We start from the raw sequence: 17,442 nt of genomic DNA, 5'->3' as shown, positions 1-17,442 counted from the left end.
CAATTGCAAAGCTGAGTTTTTTGCTGAATGTCTCATCGCTTTGTTTAAACGTCGATGATCACCAGCGTGCCTTGGCTGCCGGCGAGTACCGCGTGGGCGATGCCGGCTTCAACCAGGTACATCTGACCGGCGCCGACGTCGATGGCCTCCTCGCCAATAGACAGGCGCAAAAGGCCGTCGATCACCAACAGCCCTTCGTTGTAGTCGTGGGTTTCTTCTTCATAAGCCTGTGCATCCATGCGCAGCACCTTGATCCGCGCCGGGCCGACCTGGCCCACGCGGGTGGATTTCCAGGTGTCCGGCAGTTGGGCGGCAAGGGCGGTGAAGTCGAGTAACGGCATGGTGAAGCTCCTTGTTTCAACGATGCCGTTCGGTGGTCCGGTTCAGCGGGGTTGTTCAGTGCGGGCTCAGGCCGCGGCGATTTCATTCGGCTCAAAACTATCGGCCCGTGCCATCTGCCACATGCGCGAATAAAACTCGCCGTTCACTTCGCCGGTGAGCAATTCGCCAGGTTTCAGGAATACATGCAACTGCGAGAACAGCTTGATCTCGGTGGCCGACATGCGCCGCACCAGGTGCTTGGCCGACAGTTGCGAAGGGTGGTCGAGACCGGCGGCAGCGAGCATTTCTGCCAGGGCCTTCAACGTGTTGCGGTGGAAGTTGAACACGCGCTGGGCCTTGTCCGGCACCACCAGTGCGCGCTGGCGCAACGGGTCCTGGGTGGCCACTCCGGTGGGGCATTTGTTGGTGTGGCAGCTTTGCGACTGGATACAGCCGATGGCGAACATGAAGCCCCGCGCCGAGTTGGCCCAGTCGGCACCGATGGCCAGGACGCTGGCGATGTCGAACGCGCTGACGATCTTGCCGCTGGCGCCGAGCTTGATCTTGTCCCGCAGGTTCAAGCCCACCAGGGTGTTGTGCACGAACAGCAAGCCTTCACGCAGCGGCACGCCGATGTGGTCGGTGAACTCCACCGGCGCGGCGCCGGTGCCGCCTTCCTTGCCGTCCACCACGATAAAGTCCGGGAGGATGCCGGTTTCGAGCATGGCCTTGGCGATGCCCATGAATTCCCACGGGTGGCCCAGGCAGAACTTGAAGCCCACCGGTTTGCCGCCCGACAGTTCACGCAGCTGGGCGATGAAGTGCATCATTTCGATGGGAGTGGAAAACGCGCTGTGGCGCGACGGCGAGATGCAGTCCTCGCCCATCATGATGCCGCGGGTGTCGGCGATTTCCTGGGTCACCTTGTGCTTGGGCAGGATCCCGCCGTGGCCCGGTTTGGCGCCCTGGCTCATCTTGATTTCGATCATCCGCACTTGTGGGTTCTGCGCCTGCACGGCGAAGCGTTCCGGGTCGAAAAGGCCGGCGCTGGTGCGGCAGCCGAAGTAGCCGCTGCCGAGCTCCCAGGTCAGGTCGCCGCCGTTTTCCCGGTGATAGGGGCTGATGCTGCCTTCACCGGTGTCATGGGCGAAGTTGCCGAGCTTGGCCCCCTGGTTGAGCGCGCGAATCGCATTGGCGCTCAGCGAACCGAAGCTCATGGCCGAGATGTTGAACACCGAGGCCGAGTAGGGCTGCTTGCATTGCGGGCCGCCAACGATCACGCGAAACGCGCTGGGGTCGCTCAGCGGCGCGGGGCGCATGGAGTGGCCGATAAACTCAAAGCCCGACTGGTACACGTCGATCAGCGTGCCGAAGGGTTTGTCGGCACTTTCATTCTTGGCGCGGGAATAGACCAGCGAGCGCTGGGCCCGGGAGAAGGGCAGGGCGTCGCTGTCGGATTCCAGCAGGTACTGGCGGATTTCCGGACGGATGCCTTCCACCAGGTAACGGATATTGCCCAGGATCGGGTAGTTGCGGCGCACCGCGTGGGGGCTTTGCAGCAGGTCGAAAATGCCGATCAGGCTAAGGATGCCGGTGACCACGGCGATCGGCCACAGCCATTCGTGTTCGATAAACGGCATGCTGGCGAGGGTGAAAATGACGCAGACGGCAAAGAACGCGTAACGGCTTAACAAGGACAGGCTCATACAGGGTTCCTTAGTTTTTATCCTGTAGGAGCGAGCTTGCTCGCGAAGGTCGTTAACGATAGCGCGGTTGTCTGGATGACCGCGGTGCATTGACGTTTTTCGCGAGCAAGCTCGCTCCTACAGGGCTCGATCAGGCGTTTTGCGCCTGCAGAAAAATCGAGAACAGCTCCGACTGGGATTTGATCCCTAGCTTGCTGTACATGTGTTTTTTATGGACTTTCACGGTTTCAACAGAGATTTCCAGCTTACGAGCGATTTCCTTGCTGGAGCAACCACTGAGCATCAAACGGCCCACATCCAGCTCGCGCGCGGTGAGTTGCGCGCCCCAGCCATCGTTGTGGATAGGCTGCTCCGGAGCGCTCACCTGGTTGAGTTCATGGGGCAGGCGCTGGCGCAGCAAGCCCAGTACCCACGGTTGAATCAGCGACAGCAGGGCAATCTGCTGTGGGTCAAAGCGCTGTTTGGAGCCCAGGGACAGGCACAGGGTTCGCCCATCCGGTTGCTGGCAGTTGAACTGGATTTCATCGGCCACCACGTTCAGCCGGAAGTAGCGCTGGTAATACTCGGTCAGCTCGAAATGCTCCGGGGCCACTTCGGCCAGGCGAAACAGCCCGGTGCGCGAGTGTTCGCGGCTGGCGATGTAGAAGGGATCGAGCAGGTATAAACCGTTGAGGTAATCCTGGAACAGATGGTCGGGTTCGCCGTCCTGGCCCGGGCATTCGGCGAACACCAGGGGTTTGTGCTCGCTGCTGAACAGCAACACCACCCAACTGTCGAACGGCACATATTGGTCCAGCAACCGGACAAGCTGCGTCCAGAAATTCGGCTGGTCCAGGGCGTCTATCATCTGCCCCACCGAACGGTGCCAGGCGATGTCTTCCAGCGACAATGTCATGCATCTACCCCCATAGGGTTAACCCGGCTGCGTGATTTCCCGAGTGTTCGCGGCTGCGCATACTGCGCCACAGATAAAGAACAAGGAATAACCATGAAGGTCGAATTTGCCCAGCTGGCAGGCCGCGATAACGGCACAGCTTACAACCTTGAGCGCGCGTTGGCGGCAATTGCTGCGTGTGCGGCGGATACCCAATTGGTCGTATTCCCGGAAACCCACCTGATGGGCTTCCCGACCGCCGGCACTGTGGCGGACGTCGCCGAACCAGTGGACGGCCCGACCGTGCAGGCGATTATCCAGGCCGCCCGCGCGCGCAACATCGCCGTGGTCATCGGCATGGCCGAGAGCGACGCGGGCCAATTCTATAACACCACCTTGATGATCACCCCGGACGGCATCGCCCTGCGCTATCGCAAGACCCACCTGTGGGCCTCGGACCGCGGCGTCTTCACCCCGGGTGACCGCTACGCCACCTGCGTGTGGAACGGCGTGCGAGTTGGCCTGTTGATCTGCTACGACATCGAATTCCCGGAAACCGCCCGGGCCCTGGCGCAGTTGGGCGCTGAAGTGTTGATCGTCACCAACGGCAACATGGACCCGTACGGCCCCACCCACCGCACCGCGATCATGGCCCGCGCCCAGGAAAACCAGGCGTTCGCGCTGATGGTCAACCGGGTGGAAGAGGGCGATGACGGCCTGATGTTCGCCGGTGGCAGTGCGCTGGTGGACCCGTTTGGCAGCTTGCTGTTTGAAGCCGGGCGCGGGGAAGGGCAGTTCAGCGTTGAACTGGACCTGGGGCAACTGGCGGCGGCGCGACAGGACTATCGCTACCTGGATGACCAGCGCTTGAAATTGCCGGGGGAGGTGATTGAGCGCGAGGACGGGACGCGGGAATTGTTGATCCCCAAACCCTGACACGGGTCTCGTGGCAAGGATGCTGTTGTGGCGAGGGGGCTTGTCCCCCGTTGGAGTGCGAAGCGCTCCCGCTTTTTCTGGGGCCGCTTCGCAGCCCAACGGGGGACAAGCCCCCTCGCCACAGAAGCTGCATTTCACCAAAAAGCTGCTTCAACCATAAAAATTATTGCGTTCGCTGCACCGACTTCAGTTCTGCCATAAATCTAATAATTGCGCGGAGAATCGCTCATGGCTCGTTTGCAACGCACCCTGTCGTTAGGGTCGGTGGTGCTGTTTGGCATCGCCTATATGACACCGATCATTGTCCTGGGCACCTTCGGTATCCTGGCGCAATCCACCGCCGGCATGGTCCCGGCCGCTTACCTGGCCGCCCTGGTGGCGATGTTCTTCACCGCCATGAGCTACGGCCGCATGGCCTCGGCGTTCCCGGTGGCCGGGTCTGCCTACAGCTATGTGCGCAAGGCCATCAGCCCCAAGCTCGGGTTTATCGCCGGTTGGGCGGTGTTGCTCGACTACCTGTTCCTGCCCATGGCCATCTGGCTGATCGGCGCGGCCTACCTGCATTCGGCTTTCCCGGCCGTGCCGCAATGGGTCTGGGTACTGGCGTTTATCGGGGTCACCAGTGTGATCAACATCATCGGCCTGAAACTCGCCAACGGCATCAACGCCTTGCTGATGCTGGTGCAGTTCCTGGTGCTGGTCGCCTTCGTCGCGCTGTGCATCCACTACATCGGCGGTGATGCGAGCAAGCCGCTGTGGACCATCACCCCGTTCTTCAACGGCCAGATGCAAATGCCGTTGATCATGAGCGGTGCGGCGATCGCCTGCTATTCGTTCCTGGGCTTTGACGCGGTCAGCACCCTGACCGAAGAAACCCGCGACCCGCGCCGCACGATTCCCCGGGCGATCATGCTGATCACCCTGATCGGCGGGCTGATCTTCGTCGGTGTGTCGTACTTCGTGCAGATCGCCCACCCATCGTTCGAGTTCACCGACGTGGATTCTGCCGCCTACGAGATTGCCCGCAACATTGGCGGCGACCTGTTTGTGTCGATCTTCCTGATCGGCCTGATCGTCGGCCAGTTCGCCTCGGGGCTGTCAGCGCAGGCCAGTGGTTCGCGGTTGCTGTTTGCGATGGGGCGCGACGGGGTGTTGCCCAAGTCGTTCTTCGGTACCTTGCACGCGCGCTTCGGTACGCCGGTCAACAGCATCCTGCTGTGCGCGGTGGTTGCGTTACTGGCGTTGAGACTGGACGTCACCACCTCCACCTCGTTCATCAACTTCGGTGCGTTCCTGGCTTTCAGCCTGGTGAACCTGTCGGTGATCTTCCACTACTGGATCGGTGCCAAGCAGCGCGGTTTGCGGGAGTTGGTGCTGTTCCTGGTGTTCCCGACCATCGGCCTGGTGGCGGATTTGTGGTTGATGGTCAGCCTTGATCACCTGGCGATTTACCTGGGCCTGAGCTGGTTGGCGATTGGCCTGGTGTACCTGGGTTTCCTGACGCGGGGCTTCTCCCGGCAGCCCCCGGAAATGGACTTTCAGGAAGCTGCATAGAAGCTTGGGGTCTATTCTTATTGCAATCGGTTCTCGTTTGGGTGCATCATTTGTGTTACTGTATAACACTTGATGTTCACCCAGACGCCCCGGAGGCCTTATGAAACCTGGTATCCACCCCGACTACCGCACCGTGTTGTTCCATGACACCGCCGCCGACGTTTTCTTCCTGATCGGTTCCACCGTGGAAACCGACCGTACGCAACAACACAGCGACGGCAATACCTATCCCTACGTGCTCCTGGACGTGTCCAGCGCCTCGCACCCGGTGTACACCGGCCAACAGCGCAAGACCCAGTCCGAAGGCCGCATCGCCGGCTTCAACAAGCGATTTGCGTCGTTTGGTTCGGCCGGTAAAACCGCCGAGGCGTGATGCACCGCGCGTTACCTCAGGGCCGCTTCATTCAATGAAGTGGCCCTTTTTTATACCCATCTGACGAAGTGATATCGCAAGGCCATCACTGCAAAGAAAAACCGACTAAACTGCTGGGTAATGGCCAGGAGGCTGTTACCTTGACCGTAGGACACGCACATCGACGCTATACGAGGTGCCCCATGGGAGAGTCAGTGACCTTCGCAAATCCCGACCGTCCGGTGGTGCTGTTGATTGACGCACACCCGGACGTGCTGGACCGCCTGACGCAGTTGCTGCGCCTGGAACCCTTTGAATTATGCAGCGCCACCGACGCCGCTCACGCGCTGGCGATTCTGGCGCAGCAACCCGTCGACCTGGTGATGAGTGCCGCGCGCCTGCCGGACATGGACGGCGCCACCCTGCTTGCGCAGATCCACCATGATTACCCGCACACCGTGCGCATCCTGCTGACCGGTGAAACCGACCTGACGCTGATCATCAAGGCCATCAACGAAGGGCAGATCTACCGCTACCTGAGCAAACCCTGGAAAGACGAAGAACTGCTGCTGGCGTTGCGGCAATCCCTGGCCCATCAACACTCCGAGCGTGAGCGCCTGCGCCTGGAGCAATTGACCCGCCAGCAGAACGACGAACTCAAGCAACTCAACGCCAGCCTGGAAAAACGCGTGGCCTCACGCACCAGTGAGCTGCAGCAAACTGCTGACATGCTCGACCTGGCCTACGAAGAACTCAAACACAGCTACGCCACCGGCACCGAAGTGTTCTCGCTGCTGGCCAACCTGCGCTTGCCCCGAGCCAAGCAAACCAACCGGCAGATCATCGAGCTGGTGCGCACCTGGTGCCACGGCCACGGCCTGGATGAGGCCAGCAATCGCGACCTGACCATGGCCGCCGCGCTCTACAACATCGGCAAGTTGAGTTGGAGCGACAACATGATGGTCTCTCCCAGCGACCTGCTGCACAGCACCTACCGTGAGCGGTACCGGGCGTATCCGGCCCAGAGCGAATCGTTGCTGATGACCCTGGAACCGATGAAAGACGCGGCACGCTTGATCCGCCACCACCAGGAACGCTGGGACGGCAGCGGTTTTCCCGACCACCTCAAGGGCGAAGCAATACCTGTAGGTTCGCGCCTGTTGAAACTGGCGGTGGACTTCATCGAATTGCAACGCGGCTTGATCCTTGAGCGGCAGATGAACAGCGACGAAGCGCTGCTCTACATCCGCAAATACGCCGGGCGCCTTTACGACCCGGACATGGTCGAGGACTTCATCCAGGCCTGCGCCGCGTTCCTCAGCGACGTGACCCTGGGCGACCCGTCGGTGAAGGTCCTGACCACCCGCGAACTGGCCGAAGGCATGGTGCTGGCGCGCAACCTCAACGCCGACAACGGCATGCTGCTGCTCAACGCCGGCAAGGTGTTGAACCTGCCGCTGGTGGACAAGCTGATTGCGTTCGAGGCCATGGAAGGGGCGAAGTACAGCGTGTTCATCAAGGAGCCGGATGAGGCACTGCTTTCGGGGTGAGACCGGTTCATGGGATCCTTGCGCCTTTGTATTCAAGGCGACCTTTTCATGACCTCCACCATTCGCATCGCCGCCGCCCTGCTGATCGGCAGCGACGGCCAGACCCTGCTGGTACGCAAGCGCGGCACCCAGGCCTTCATGCAGCCGGGCGGCAAGATCGATGCCGGCGAGCAACCCGCAGAGGCTTTGGCCCGTGAGCTGCACGAAGAACTGGGCCTGCGAGTTGATCCGGAGGCGGCTGTGTACCTTGGGCAGTTCTCGGCGCCGGCGGCGAATGAGCCGGGGTTCGTGGTGCAGGCCGAATTGTTCCAGGTGCACATCGACGTGCCTGTGACACCGGCTGCCGAGATTGAAGAGGTGTGCTGGATCGACCCGGCGGGCGACGGCGGTTTGCAGCTTGCGCCGCTGACCCGGGATTTGATTCTGCCGTTCTACCGCGCCTCTCTGATCCCTGCCTGATCTTGTGGCGAGGGAGCTTGCTCCCGCTGGGGCGCGAAGCGGCCCCAGGATTTTTGGGTCTGCTGCGCAGCCCAGCGGGAGCAAGCTCCCTCGCCACAGGTATCCGCTACAGGTCAGCGAACGGCGCTGACGCCGTCCAGGGTCGAAAACGAGGTGTCCTTGGCCGTCAGCAGAAAATCACGCATGTACGGCGCGTCCAGCATGTCGGCGCGAATCCCGGCGTACAGCGTGGCAAACAAACCTTTCTCCCCCAGCCGCTTGGCCTTCACATACCCCCGGGAGCTGTATTCATGCAGCGCCCAATGGGGCATGCCGCACACGCCGCGACCGCTGGCCACCAACTGCATCATCATCACCGTCAGTTCCGAGGTGCGCACCTGGGCCGGTTCTACATCCGCCGGTTCCAGGAAGCGGGTGAAGATGTCCAGGCGATCCCGCTCCACCGGGTAGGTGATCAGGGTTTCGCTGATCAGGTCTTCGGGCACGATGTACGGCTTGTTCGCCAGCGGGTGCTGGTTGGCCACGGCGAGCATGGCTTCGTAGGTGAACAGCGGTACATAGGTGATGCCCGGCAGCTCCAGCGGGTCCGAGGTCACCACCAGGTCCAGGTCGCCACGGGCCAAGGCCGGCAGCGGCGCGAAGGCGAAGCCGGAGGCCAGGTCCAGCTCGACTTCCGGCCAGGCATCGCGGAACTGGTCGATGGTCGGCATCAACCACTGGAAGCAACTGTGGCACTCGATGGCCATGTGCAAACGCCCGGCCGTGCCGCCGGCCAGGCGCGCGATGTCGCGTTCGGCACCGCGCAGCAAGGGCAGGGTGGCGTCCGCCAGTTGCAGCAGGCGCAGGCCGGCGCTGGTGAAGCGCAGCGGCTTGGTCTTGCGCACGAATAACTGCATGCCCATGCGCTCTTCCAGTTCCTTGAACTGGTGGGAGAGCGCTGATTGCGTCAGGTGCAGGCGCTCAGCGGCCTCCACCAGGCTGTCGGCTTCGCGCAAGGCGTGCAGGGTCTTGAGATGGCGGATTTCGAGCACGGGGTCTCCATGAATATAACTTGTGACAAATTCGGATCGGTTGAGTTTGTCTCATGTTGATAGGCCTGTCGACCGTCGTGCTCAAGTCCCGCCGCCTCACACCCCGGCAAAGTGCCGGGTGGCCAGCGCTCGCCCGATATTGCCGCGCCAGATAGGGTCCACCGCGGCCCCGGCTTGCGCCTGGGCGACTTGCCATTGCAGGCCCAGGTTGCGCTGCTCGGGAATCTTCAAGTGGGCCTTGATGAACTCGTCGAACTGCGCCCCGGCCTTGTCGTAATGAAAGTGCGCGTACCACAGGGTGGCGGGCGGCGTTTGTGTCAGGTCCTGAACCACGTATTCCTGAAGATAATCCGCCCGTCCTTTCTTGCCTTCATTGAGGTTGCGGGCCGGTTCGCCCTTGCGAATCTCCACCACCCGTTGTTCGCGAAGGTAGTCCAGATAACCTTCGGTAGGGGTTTTGCTGGCGAGGGTCTGGCGGATTCGCAGGTTGCGGCCCTTGATGGTCAGCTCCGCGGCCTTGGCCCGCAGTTGGCGCACGAGGTCCTCGGTGGGGTCCAGGCGTTCCAGGCGATTGGCCCGCAGGTTCAACTCGGCCGCTTCGCTGACCAGCAGGTGTTCGAGGTCCACCGGCAGCATTTTTTGCTCGGTGTAGGCGATGGCGCGGCTTTCGTACTGCGCGACGTTGTCGAGGCGAGCCCTGGCTTCGCTTACCACGAAGGGCTTGACGTTGGACTCCGGCGGCGCGGGTTCCGAGGCAGCACTGTCCTTGAGTCGGGATTTGCCGCCGGGGCCCTTCACCCAGGTCTCGACGCGCCCGCTGGCGCTCTCAACCTGGTAAGTGGTGGCTTGGGTTTGTGGGTCGATGCTCTCGGTGCCCACCAGGGAAATATTGTCCTCGGTGTCGAATACCCGCCGCACGGGTTGCCCGGCCGGTGGGCGGCTTGCCGGCGACTCCTTGATGGCCCGGCGGGCGAGTTCGATCATCTGGTCAATGTCGACGAAAAACGCACTGAGTTGCGCCTGGTCGAAATGCTGCGGGTAACCGAGGTTCCAGGTGCGGATGGTCAGCCGGAATTGTTCATAGGCCTGTATGCAGTCTTCCAGCACCTTGCGCCGCTGTGTGATGTTGGCGCTGGCGTTGGGCAGTTCAAAATGCGAAGCCCATGCCCGGTTGACTTTGGCGTAGCTGTCCCGGGCCTGGGCCCGCAAGTAGAACCAAGACAGCTCGGCAACTTCGGGGTAAGTCTCAAGGGTATCGAAGCGGTGTAAGAATTTCAGGTGCGTGCGGTAGCTGTCATTGAGCGTACGTCGGAATTGCTCCAGCATCGGGCTTAGCCGGGTACGGTGGGCGGCATCGGTAACCTGATCGAACCAGCGGTTGAACTGGGAAAAGTCGGCATCGATCCGGTCCAGGTCACGCAGAATCTCGCTGCTGATCCTTTTACGCTGCCGCAGGATCTCCAGCATGGCGGGAACGATTGCCAAGGTGTCGAAAACCTCGGGGGAGATAGCGGTCATGTTATGGGTTCCAAGCTCCAGGATCCGTGCCTCGATCTGCTTGAAGTGATAGCGCGCCCGGTTCAGGGTGGTCAGGGTCAGGCGCGCCGCATTGCGGCTCATGTCCTCTCTGATCGCGCGCTGGCGGTTGCCGCTGGTAAAGGGCACGAACTCCGTCAGTTCCTGATACTGGCGGCTGTACAGCTCGATGTCCTGCTCGAAGGCTCTGCGGATCGCCGGGCCTGCGCTGTCGGTGCGGGCCATCAGTTCTTCGGTTCGGTTAATGGAGAGCGCAATCAGGTCTTCGCGGCTGTTGATACTGTTGGCCAGCGCCTGTTGGCGGCGCAGGGCGCGGTCGGTCCACCAGCGTGGCAAGTAATCACGGATCGACTGGGGCCAGATCGGATCAAGCACTTCGGCCATATGCCCGAGCACGCTGCCGCCACCCGCCAGGCCGCCCTTGAATGCGCTGCCGTAGACGCCGTAGTGAGTGTCCCATTCGCCGTTTTCATCCAGGGCAATCGGCTGCTTGTAGGTTTTGCTGCGGGTCGGGCTCAGGCGCCAGTCCAGGGGATCGCCGGCCAGCTCAACCTGATAGATGCGCCCGCGCCGCATGATGAAGTCGCCTTCGGTATGCCGGTACACATTGCGATAAAAACCGTGGGTCTGCGGTTGCAGCCCGGCCAGCGAGATCACTCCTTCATATTCATAACCGGCGAAACGCTGTGCCGCCCGCCGAGCCTGGGTGACCGAGGGCAGGTGCAGGCTGGCGGCGCTGCTGGCCAGATGGCGCAATTGACGCTGGCGCGTGGCGGCGCGGGCGTTGACCGGCAGGGCTAGGCTGCCCGGCAGAATGTCCATGGCGCAGTCGATCAGCGACAACAGCACCGCCTCGACCTCGGCCAGGCCATGGCCGACGTTCCCGCGCAGGAACGCAGCAGTGGCCAGGTTGGCACTGGACCAGGCGTCATACAACGCGACGACCGAACCGACGAAAGGCACCAGCCCCAGGGCGATTTTCAGGTAGTTGAAGATCAGCCCGGCGCGCAGCGCATTCTGCTCCAGCAACAAGGCCGCGTTGGAGCGCGAGGTCGCGCGGTGCGCTTCTATGACGCGGCCCATATGGGCGTTCAGCAAATGAGTGGCCAGCGATGTGGTGGCCGGCCACGGGGTTCCGACGGCAAAGACCGGATCAAAATTCCGTTGCTGGGCCTGGGCGATCCGGGCGAGGTGGGCGGCGGTGTCGCCCTTGATGGCCAGGCCGGCCAGGTAGGCGCTCATGCCGCTGACCAGGCTGAGGTCGTAGAGCGCCTTGCGGGCCAGTTCCAGGCTCGCGTAGCGCCGCAGGTCCTGGTTGTCCGGGCTGTTCGGCAGGTACAGCAGGGTCAGGCCGGAGACTTGTTCCTGAATAAACGTGACCCCTGACAGGGTGGTCGGACCAAAGTCGGTATCTTCACCGCCCGCACTCAGGGTGGCCGGCAGCAGCACGATTTTCTTGTCTTCCACCTGCCAGGCATCCGCGTTGTCGGCGTCGATGGCTATGCTCAGCAGCCGCAGATCGTTGTCGTCGAATCGCCCCAGGGCCCGCGCGCGTTTGCCTTGCAGCTTGAGCATCAGGCGCAGCGGCTCGGTCAGGCATTCGCGACGGTGCTGCGTGGTGAAAGGCGCCGCCGCGGGATCACCGAGGAAGGTGCGGGTGATCAAGCTTTCGTAGGCCCCGGCGAGGTCCAGCTCCTTGACCAGGGTCTTCAGGTATTCCAGGGACAGGCCGGTGGTCAGCCGGGTGGTTTCAGGGGCATTGGGGCCGGAGACATCGAGCTTCATGTAGGTCAGGCGCTGGGCCAGCGTCGGGTCGATGTTTTGCTGGGCCAGTTGCAACAATGACAGGGTGCTGCGGCGGGTACTGGGCACCGTCACATACTTGAACGGTGTACCCGGGCCCGCGTATTCGGACAGGTATTCGCGCTCCTGGCTGACCGTATCGGGCAGGTCCAGTTGCACCGACCAGGTGTGTTCAAGCTGGAAGTCTTCGCGCAGGCGTTGGTCCAGGCGGCGCTGGCCGAAATCGTCGAAAGGTTCCAGCTCGCGTTCGAGCAATTGCTGCGAGCGATGCAGGGCGCTGATCTGCGCTTGAATCAGGTGCTTGAGTGCCAGGCGTTCATCTGCCGGCAACTGGCTCAACTCCCCAGGCAGTGCCCCGGCCAGGGTGCTGCTGCGTTGTTGCTCGAGCAGTTGTCCATACGCCAGTTCCCGCGCCGGGCACACCGGGGTTTGCAGGGTAAACAGGGTTTGCTCTTTGAGTCTGTCCAGGCCTTCGGTTCGCTCCTGGCCGAACGGAGGCACCGGGAAGAGGGAGATCAGCGCATACGCCTGTTGTTCGCTGGCGTACAGCTGCTGTTGCAACGAGTATTCAATCGGGTCGCCGGTGAGCAGCGACAATTGCAGGGTGACGTCCTGCGCTTCGCTCGACAGCTTGAACAGCGAGTGTTCCAGGGCTTGGCGGGATTCGAAACGCTGCAGGCCGCCTGCATTGCCGGGCCAGTACAGCAACAGGCTGTGGGGCGCCGAAGAGGTCAGCGCGCTGGTCTGGGTGATGAGCAACAGGCCTGTCAGCTCCTCGGAACCTTCCCTTGGGTCACGGCTGGAGAGGATCAGGCGGGTCACCGCGACAGCCGGGCGGCGTTCCGGGGCCGCGGGGTGTTCCGTGACGGCCAGGAGCAGGCCGTGTTCTTCATCGCTGATCTGCTGGAGCGCATGCTGGATGGCGCCCTCGGCGCGCAGGGCGGCGAGCCGCGCCTGGTAAAGCGCGTCATAGTCCGGATTGGGTTTTTGCCGCAGCTCAAGTTGATCAAAGGCGGCTTTTTTTGCCAGCAGGCCGCTGGCGGCATCATTACCGGCCTGCTCTGCGTCTTTCAGCGCTTGCATCAAACCCTTCAACTGCGCCAGCCGGGCGGTTTGCTCAGGGCCATCGCCCAGGAAGCGCTCCAGTGCGCTGCGTTGCAGCCTGATCGCGGCCCAGCGTTGGCCCAGGGCAATGTCGGCGCTGAGATGGCCGAAGGGCAGGGCAGGAGGCAGGTCGTCAGCGTCCGGGCCGGGCGTATCTGCCGGTTGATGCGGTGCGATAAGCATCGGGATTTCCCGGCGCTGGCTGTCCAGGCGGTCGGCATCATCCAGGGCATGGCTGGCGTAACGGGCCAGGTCACTGCCATTGCGATGACGGTTGCGCAGGCTTTCCAACTGAGCCGCGTGCAGGTGCGACAGCAGGTCCAGAATGCCGTGCTCCAGGGGTTCGGTGCGCGAGCTGTATTCGACGGTGACAGCGTCAGCCGCGACGTCCGGCGGGATCAGTTGCTGATGCGCTGCGACCAGCCACTGCTCCATGTCGCGGCGTTGGCTGAAGACCATCACGCCGGGTTGCCGGCAGGGCAAGTACAGGGTTTGTGTCAACAGCGGCTCCTGGCCCACGGAGATGACCCAGGCGCCAGCCAATTTGACCTTGCTCTGGTCGGGCAGCAGCAACGCCAGCTGGCAGGTCTCGACGGGGCGTACGCCATTGGGGGTGGTGACCGGGTTGAGCACTGTCTGCAACGAGATCAGTTGTTGGGCACCCAGCCTTCCCTGGGCATAGGCCGATTGCCCGCAGGCCTCGAAATGCTGGCAGTACAGTTGTGCCGCCCGCTCGCGACGGGACAACGGCGTACCCGGCGCCCGGGTACTCCAATAGTTTTCCCAGCGGGCGCTGAGCAGTTTCCCCAGGCCCAGTGCCTGGAGCCGCTTGAGCAATTGCACGGGCGTGAGGGCTGACAGGCGGTGGGACGCCAGGCCGACCACGGTGCTGCGGGCATCCAGGGTGGGGGAGATGTCTGGAAACTGGCAGATAAATCCCCAGGCATCCACCAGGCTGACGAAGTGCTCGTCGTGATCTTCGGTCTTGAGAAAACCCAGGCCGACCGGTGCGGCGCCCAGTTGCCAATGCTCTGTGAGCAGTTGTTCGATGGAGTCGCGCACGCCGGGTGCCTGGGCAATCAGTTGATGCAGTTCCTGTTGGCTTTCGCGCCAGCGCGCTGAGGCTTGCAGGGACAGGCTCTGGTCCTGGAGGCGGGCCTGGCCTGGAAGCGACGGTGAGGCGAAGTCGCTCAGGGTGGCAGACGGGGGAAGTAGGGTGAGGTCACTCATGATGGTGTGTTCATGCTCTGGTGAGACCGGGCTTGCCGGTGAATGCACCATTAAAAAGGCGGGGCCAGGGCGTGAGGTGATAGATAGATACGCGGATGACCGTTGGGCGCCCTTCATCAAACTGTCACTGAACTGTGGCAGCGCGCTTGTACAAAGTTCATCAGACTCGCGCTCTACTGGGGTTCTGCGTTTCGGTGTTTTTCATGCGCGTGTTGTTTTTCATGGCCGCTCTGTTATTCGGCCTGCCGTCCTTTGCGGCTTCTCGATGTGATGTGAATGTCCCGACTGAACGGGTTGATCTGGAACAGGTGAGCCTGGCCTACCAGAGCATTGGTCGTGCCTCCGACCCGGCCTTGCTGCTGGTGATGGGCCTGGGCGGGCAGTTGATCCACTGGCCGGACGAAGTGGTGGTGGCCCTGTGTGAGCAGGGCTTTCGGGTGATTCGTTATGACAACCGTGATGTCGGGCTGTCCACCTGGCGCCAGGCACCGGCCAGCGCCAACCTGACCTTTGAAGTGCTGCGCTACAAGCTCGGCCTGCCGGTGGCGGCGCCCTACACCCTGACCGACATGGCGGACGACGCACTGGGCTTGATGGACGGCTTGCACATCCAGCAATTCCACGTGCTGGGCGCGAGCATGGGCGGCATGATCGCCCAGCACCTGGCGGCCATGGCGCCGCAACGAGTGGAAAGCCTCACGCTGATCATGACCAGCTCCGGCGCCGAAGGCCTGCCGGCACCGAGTGCGGCGCTGGTGCAACTGTTGTCGCGCCGCAGCGCGCCCAATCGTGAAGTGGCCCTGGAACAACAGGCCGACCTGCTGGCGGCGCTGGGCAGTCCTTATGTGAAGGATGATCGCAAGGTGCTGTTGCAGCAGGCGGCGCAGTCGTACGACCGGGCGTTCAACCCTGACGGTGTGAAGCGCCAGATCATGGCGATCCTTGCCGAACCGAGCCGGGTGCCGTTGCTCAATCAACTGCGTGTGCCGACGCTGGTGGTGCATGGCACGGCCGATCCGTTGTTGCCGGTGATGCATGGGGTGCACCTGGCGGCGCATATCCAGGGCAGCCAGTTGCGGCTGATTCCGGGGCTGGCCCATCGTTTCCAGGAGGCGTTCAAGGCGCCGTTGCTGGCGGCGGTCTTGCCCTACTTGCAAGCGCATCGGCAGGATGCGGCGCATTGGGCGCAGATCGACCCGGTGGTGCCTGCGAAGGTTTTGTAAGGGCTTGACGGGGTGTATCGTGGGACCTTTCCGGCGTTTAATGCCAGCGAGGTTGCCTAGTCATGAGTACTCCCCTGAAAATCGATTTCGTCAGCGACGTGTCGTGTCCCTGGTGCATCATTGGCCTGCGTGGCTTGACCGAGGCCCTGGACCAACTGGGTCCGGAGGTGCAGGCCGAGATTCATTTCCAGCCGTTTGAGCTGAACCCCAACATGGCTGCCGAAGGGCAGAACATTACCGAGCACATCACTGAAAAGTACGGTTCCACGGCTGAGCAGTCCCAGGCTAACCGGGCGCGGATTCGTGATATGGGTGCGGAGTTGGGGTTTGCGTTTCGTACTGACGGGCAGAGTCGTATCTACAACACGTTTGATGCGCATCGTCTGTTGCATTGGGCGGGGCTTGAGGGGTTGCAGTACAACCTCAAGGAAGCATTGTTCAAGGCGTATTTCACTGACCAGCAGGATCCGTCTGATCACGGGACGTTGGCGGGGATTGCCGAGGGTGTTGGGCTGGACCGTGTGCGGGCAGAGGAAATTCTGGCTTCGGACGAATATGCCGCCGAGGTGCGGGAGCAGGAGCAGTTGTGGGTATCTCGCGGGGTGACTTCTGTGCCTACCATCGTGTTCAACGATCAGTACGCGGTGAGTGGTGGGCAGCCGGCTGAGGCGTTTGTCGGGGCGATTCGGCAGATTATCAGTGAGGCCAAGGGCTGAATGGGGGCTGTCAGATAAAAATTAAAAAGCAGCCGACCTGAGTGTTAGAAGCAAAAGCAGAGCCGCTTTATGTGGGAGCGGGCTTGCTCGCGAAGAACCAGACGGCGCCGCGTTGAATCAGGATGCCCGAGTCATCGTTAACGACCTTCGCGAGCAAGCCCGCTCCCACATTTGGAGCGTGCCCGCCTTTGATTTTGCTGTTGCTTCAATCAAACTTATAGCTGATGGCCGTCTGCACCTGCCCCTGATTCACATCCCCGGTCTCCTTGACGATGCTGCTATTGGCCGCTGACCCCACCAGGTGTATCCAACTGGCACTGGTCAACAGCGACCACTTCGCATCCAAAGGAAACTCAAAACTCTGCGTCAACGTCAGGTTTTGAAACCCGGCACTGGCGTTATACGGCCGAAACCCGGAGGCCGCAGCCTCATTGGCATCCACCCCGAAAAACGTCTGCGCCTGGCGGGCATCGGCAAAGTGCGCCATCAAGCCGGTGCTGCCGATAATGCCGCTCCCCAACGGATAACCCAACTCGCCGCCGAGCTTGCCCACCACGCCGCTTTGATCACGCGCCCCGCCCACGGCCTGACCCACCTGTGCATACACCCGCCAGAACTCAGCCGGAGCGTATTGGATGAAACCGCCGATCTCGGCCATGTCCGAAACATCGCGTAACCCACGCAACGAGCCATTGGCCGTGCGCCCCGGCAGGTAATTGATATAGGGCCCCGCGGTAAAACCGTTGGTATTGAGCGCACTCCAGGTCAGCCCATCGTCGGTACCCAGGCTGACACTCCCCCAATCCAGGTCGAAATACGGGATCGGCCGCGTTTCGTAGCGGCTGCCCGTGGGATCGTGGGGCTGATAGCTGACGCCTGCGCCGGCTTCACCGGTAATTCCGTCCGCCAGCGCAGCGCCGCAAACGCCCCACAGCCCCAGCAAACCGGTGAATACAGCAAAAGTAACCCTGAACATGGAGCCATTTCCTTTTGTGAACATGCGCGCATGAACGCGCAAACGCCCTGCCTTAGGCAAGCACTCATCTA

The 17,442-nt window shown here is 62.1% G+C and carries 13 protein-coding genes; 7 read left to right on the top strand and 6 right to left on the bottom strand.

Annotated elements, in window-relative coordinates; translation table 11 throughout:
• Positions 1 to 44 precede the first annotated feature (44 nt).
• The 3 genes from A462_RS15240 to A462_RS15250 all read right to left on the bottom strand — a co-directional run bounded on the left by A462_RS15240 (position 45) and on the right by A462_RS15250 (position 2,922).
• Positions 45 to 341: a cupin domain-containing protein gene (locus tag A462_RS15240; RefSeq protein ID WP_003216439.1), complete on the bottom strand. Its 297-nt coding sequence runs from the start codon at positions 339 to 341 to the stop codon at positions 45 to 47.
• 66 nt (positions 342 to 407) lie between these two features.
• A complete protein-coding gene (locus A462_RS15245) occupies positions 408 to 2,027 on the bottom strand; it encodes an FMN-binding glutamate synthase family protein (RefSeq protein WP_003216444.1) in 1,620 nt (539 codons plus the stop codon).
• A gap of 130 nt (positions 2,028 to 2,157) precedes the next feature.
• On the bottom strand, positions 2,158 to 2,922 hold the full coding sequence (locus A462_RS15250; protein ID WP_003216446.1) for a helix-turn-helix transcriptional regulator: 765 nt from the start codon (positions 2,920 to 2,922) through the stop codon (positions 2,158 to 2,160).
• A gap of 93 nt (positions 2,923 to 3,015) precedes the next feature.
• On the opposite strand from A462_RS15250, the gene A462_RS15255 reads away from it, so the two are divergent.
• The 5 genes from A462_RS15255 to A462_RS15275 all read left to right on the top strand — a co-directional run bounded on the left by A462_RS15255 (position 3,016) and on the right by A462_RS15275 (position 7,752).
• Positions 3,016 to 3,837 carry a carbon-nitrogen hydrolase family protein gene (locus tag A462_RS15255; RefSeq protein WP_008435543.1) on the top strand — a complete coding sequence of 274 codons (822 nt, stop codon included), beginning with the start codon at positions 3,016 to 3,018 and terminating at the stop codon, positions 3,835 to 3,837.
• A gap of 228 nt (positions 3,838 to 4,065) precedes the next feature.
• Positions 4,066 to 5,391 carry an APC family permease gene (locus A462_RS15260; protein WP_003216451.1) on the top strand — a complete coding sequence of 442 codons (1,326 nt, stop codon included), beginning with the start codon at positions 4,066 to 4,068 and terminating at the stop codon, positions 5,389 to 5,391.
• A gap of 100 nt (positions 5,392 to 5,491) precedes the next feature.
• Positions 5,492 to 5,764: a type B 50S ribosomal protein L31 gene (locus tag A462_RS15265; RefSeq protein WP_003216453.1), complete on the top strand. Its 273-nt coding sequence runs from the start codon at positions 5,492 to 5,494 to the stop codon at positions 5,762 to 5,764.
• A gap of 182 nt (positions 5,765 to 5,946) precedes the next feature.
• Positions 5,947 to 7,293, top strand: coding sequence for an HD domain-containing phosphohydrolase (locus tag A462_RS15270; protein WP_032899420.1), 1,347 nt, complete (start codon positions 5,947 to 5,949; stop codon positions 7,291 to 7,293).
• Positions 7,294 to 7,341: 48 nt separating this feature from the next.
• Complete coding sequence (locus A462_RS15275; protein ID WP_008435540.1) at positions 7,342 to 7,752, top strand: NUDIX hydrolase; 411 nt, start codon at positions 7,342 to 7,344, stop codon at positions 7,750 to 7,752.
• A gap of 113 nt (positions 7,753 to 7,865) precedes the next feature.
• Here the strand turns inward: A462_RS15275 and metR are convergent, their stop codons facing one another.
• Positions 7,866 to 8,783 carry a transcriptional regulator MetR gene (metR, locus tag A462_RS15280; protein WP_003216460.1) on the bottom strand — a complete coding sequence of 306 codons (918 nt, stop codon included), beginning with the start codon at positions 8,781 to 8,783 and terminating at the stop codon, positions 7,866 to 7,868.
• A gap of 96 nt (positions 8,784 to 8,879) precedes the next feature.
• Positions 8,880 to 14,456, bottom strand: coding sequence for a dermonecrotic toxin domain-containing protein (locus tag A462_RS15285; RefSeq protein ID WP_008435537.1), 5,577 nt, complete (start codon positions 14,454 to 14,456; stop codon positions 8,880 to 8,882).
• Positions 14,457 to 14,659: 203 nt separating this feature from the next.
• Here A462_RS15285 and A462_RS15290 point away from each other — a divergent pair, with 203 nt between their 5' ends.
• Together A462_RS15290 and A462_RS15295 are read left to right on the top strand one after the other, a co-directional pair.
• Positions 14,660 to 15,679: an alpha/beta fold hydrolase gene (locus A462_RS15290; protein WP_032899419.1), complete on the top strand. Its 1,020-nt coding sequence runs from the start codon at positions 14,660 to 14,662 to the stop codon at positions 15,677 to 15,679.
• Between the two features lie 62 nt (positions 15,680 to 15,741).
• Positions 15,742 to 16,395, top strand: coding sequence for a DsbA family oxidoreductase (locus A462_RS15295; protein WP_003216466.1), 654 nt, complete (start codon positions 15,742 to 15,744; stop codon positions 16,393 to 16,395).
• Positions 16,396 to 16,600: 205 nt separating this feature from the next.
• On the opposite strand, the gene A462_RS15300 is transcribed toward A462_RS15295, so the two are convergent.
• Complete coding sequence (locus A462_RS15300) at positions 16,601 to 17,371, bottom strand: MipA/OmpV family protein (RefSeq protein WP_008435532.1); 771 nt, start codon at positions 17,369 to 17,371, stop codon at positions 16,601 to 16,603.
• Between the last annotated feature and the right edge of the window lie 71 nt (positions 17,372 to 17,442).

The organism is Pseudomonas sp. Ag1 (genome assembly GCF_000278565.1).
Classification (GTDB): Bacteria; Pseudomonadota; Gammaproteobacteria; order Pseudomonadales; family Pseudomonadaceae; genus Aquipseudomonas.
This window is presented reverse-complemented; position numbering and strand designations above follow the sequence as displayed.

Coding starts and splice junctions, on each gene's coding strand:
- A462_RS15275 (WP_008435540.1), top strand. CDS start 7,342: ATGACCTCCACCATTCGCATCGCCGCCGCCCTGCTGATCGGCAGCGAC.
- A462_RS15255 (WP_008435543.1), top strand. CDS start 3,016: ATGAAGGTCGAATTTGCCCAGCTGGCAGGCCGCGATAACGGCACAGCT.
- A462_RS15250 (WP_003216446.1), bottom strand. CDS start 2,922: ATGACATTGTCGCTGGAAGACATCGCCTGGCACCGTTCGGTGGGGCAG.
- A462_RS15265 (WP_003216453.1), top strand. CDS start 5,492: ATGAAACCTGGTATCCACCCCGACTACCGCACCGTGTTGTTCCATGAC.
- A462_RS15295 (WP_003216466.1), top strand. CDS start 15,742: ATGAGTACTCCCCTGAAAATCGATTTCGTCAGCGACGTGTCGTGTCCC.
- A462_RS15240 (WP_003216439.1), bottom strand. CDS start 341: ATGCCGTTACTCGACTTCACCGCCCTTGCCGCCCAACTGCCGGACACC.
- A462_RS15300 (WP_008435532.1), bottom strand. CDS start 17,371: ATGTTCAGGGTTACTTTTGCTGTATTCACCGGTTTGCTGGGGCTGTGG.
- A462_RS15260 (WP_003216451.1), top strand. CDS start 4,066: ATGGCTCGTTTGCAACGCACCCTGTCGTTAGGGTCGGTGGTGCTGTTT.
- A462_RS15290 (WP_032899419.1), top strand. CDS start 14,660: ATGCGCGTGTTGTTTTTCATGGCCGCTCTGTTATTCGGCCTGCCGTCC.
- A462_RS15285 (WP_008435537.1), bottom strand. CDS start 14,456: ATGAGTGACCTCACCCTACTTCCCCCGTCTGCCACCCTGAGCGACTTC.
- A462_RS15270 (WP_032899420.1), top strand. CDS start 5,947: ATGGGAGAGTCAGTGACCTTCGCAAATCCCGACCGTCCGGTGGTGCTG.
- A462_RS15245 (WP_003216444.1), bottom strand. CDS start 2,027: ATGAGCCTGTCCTTGTTAAGCCGTTACGCGTTCTTTGCCGTCTGCGTC.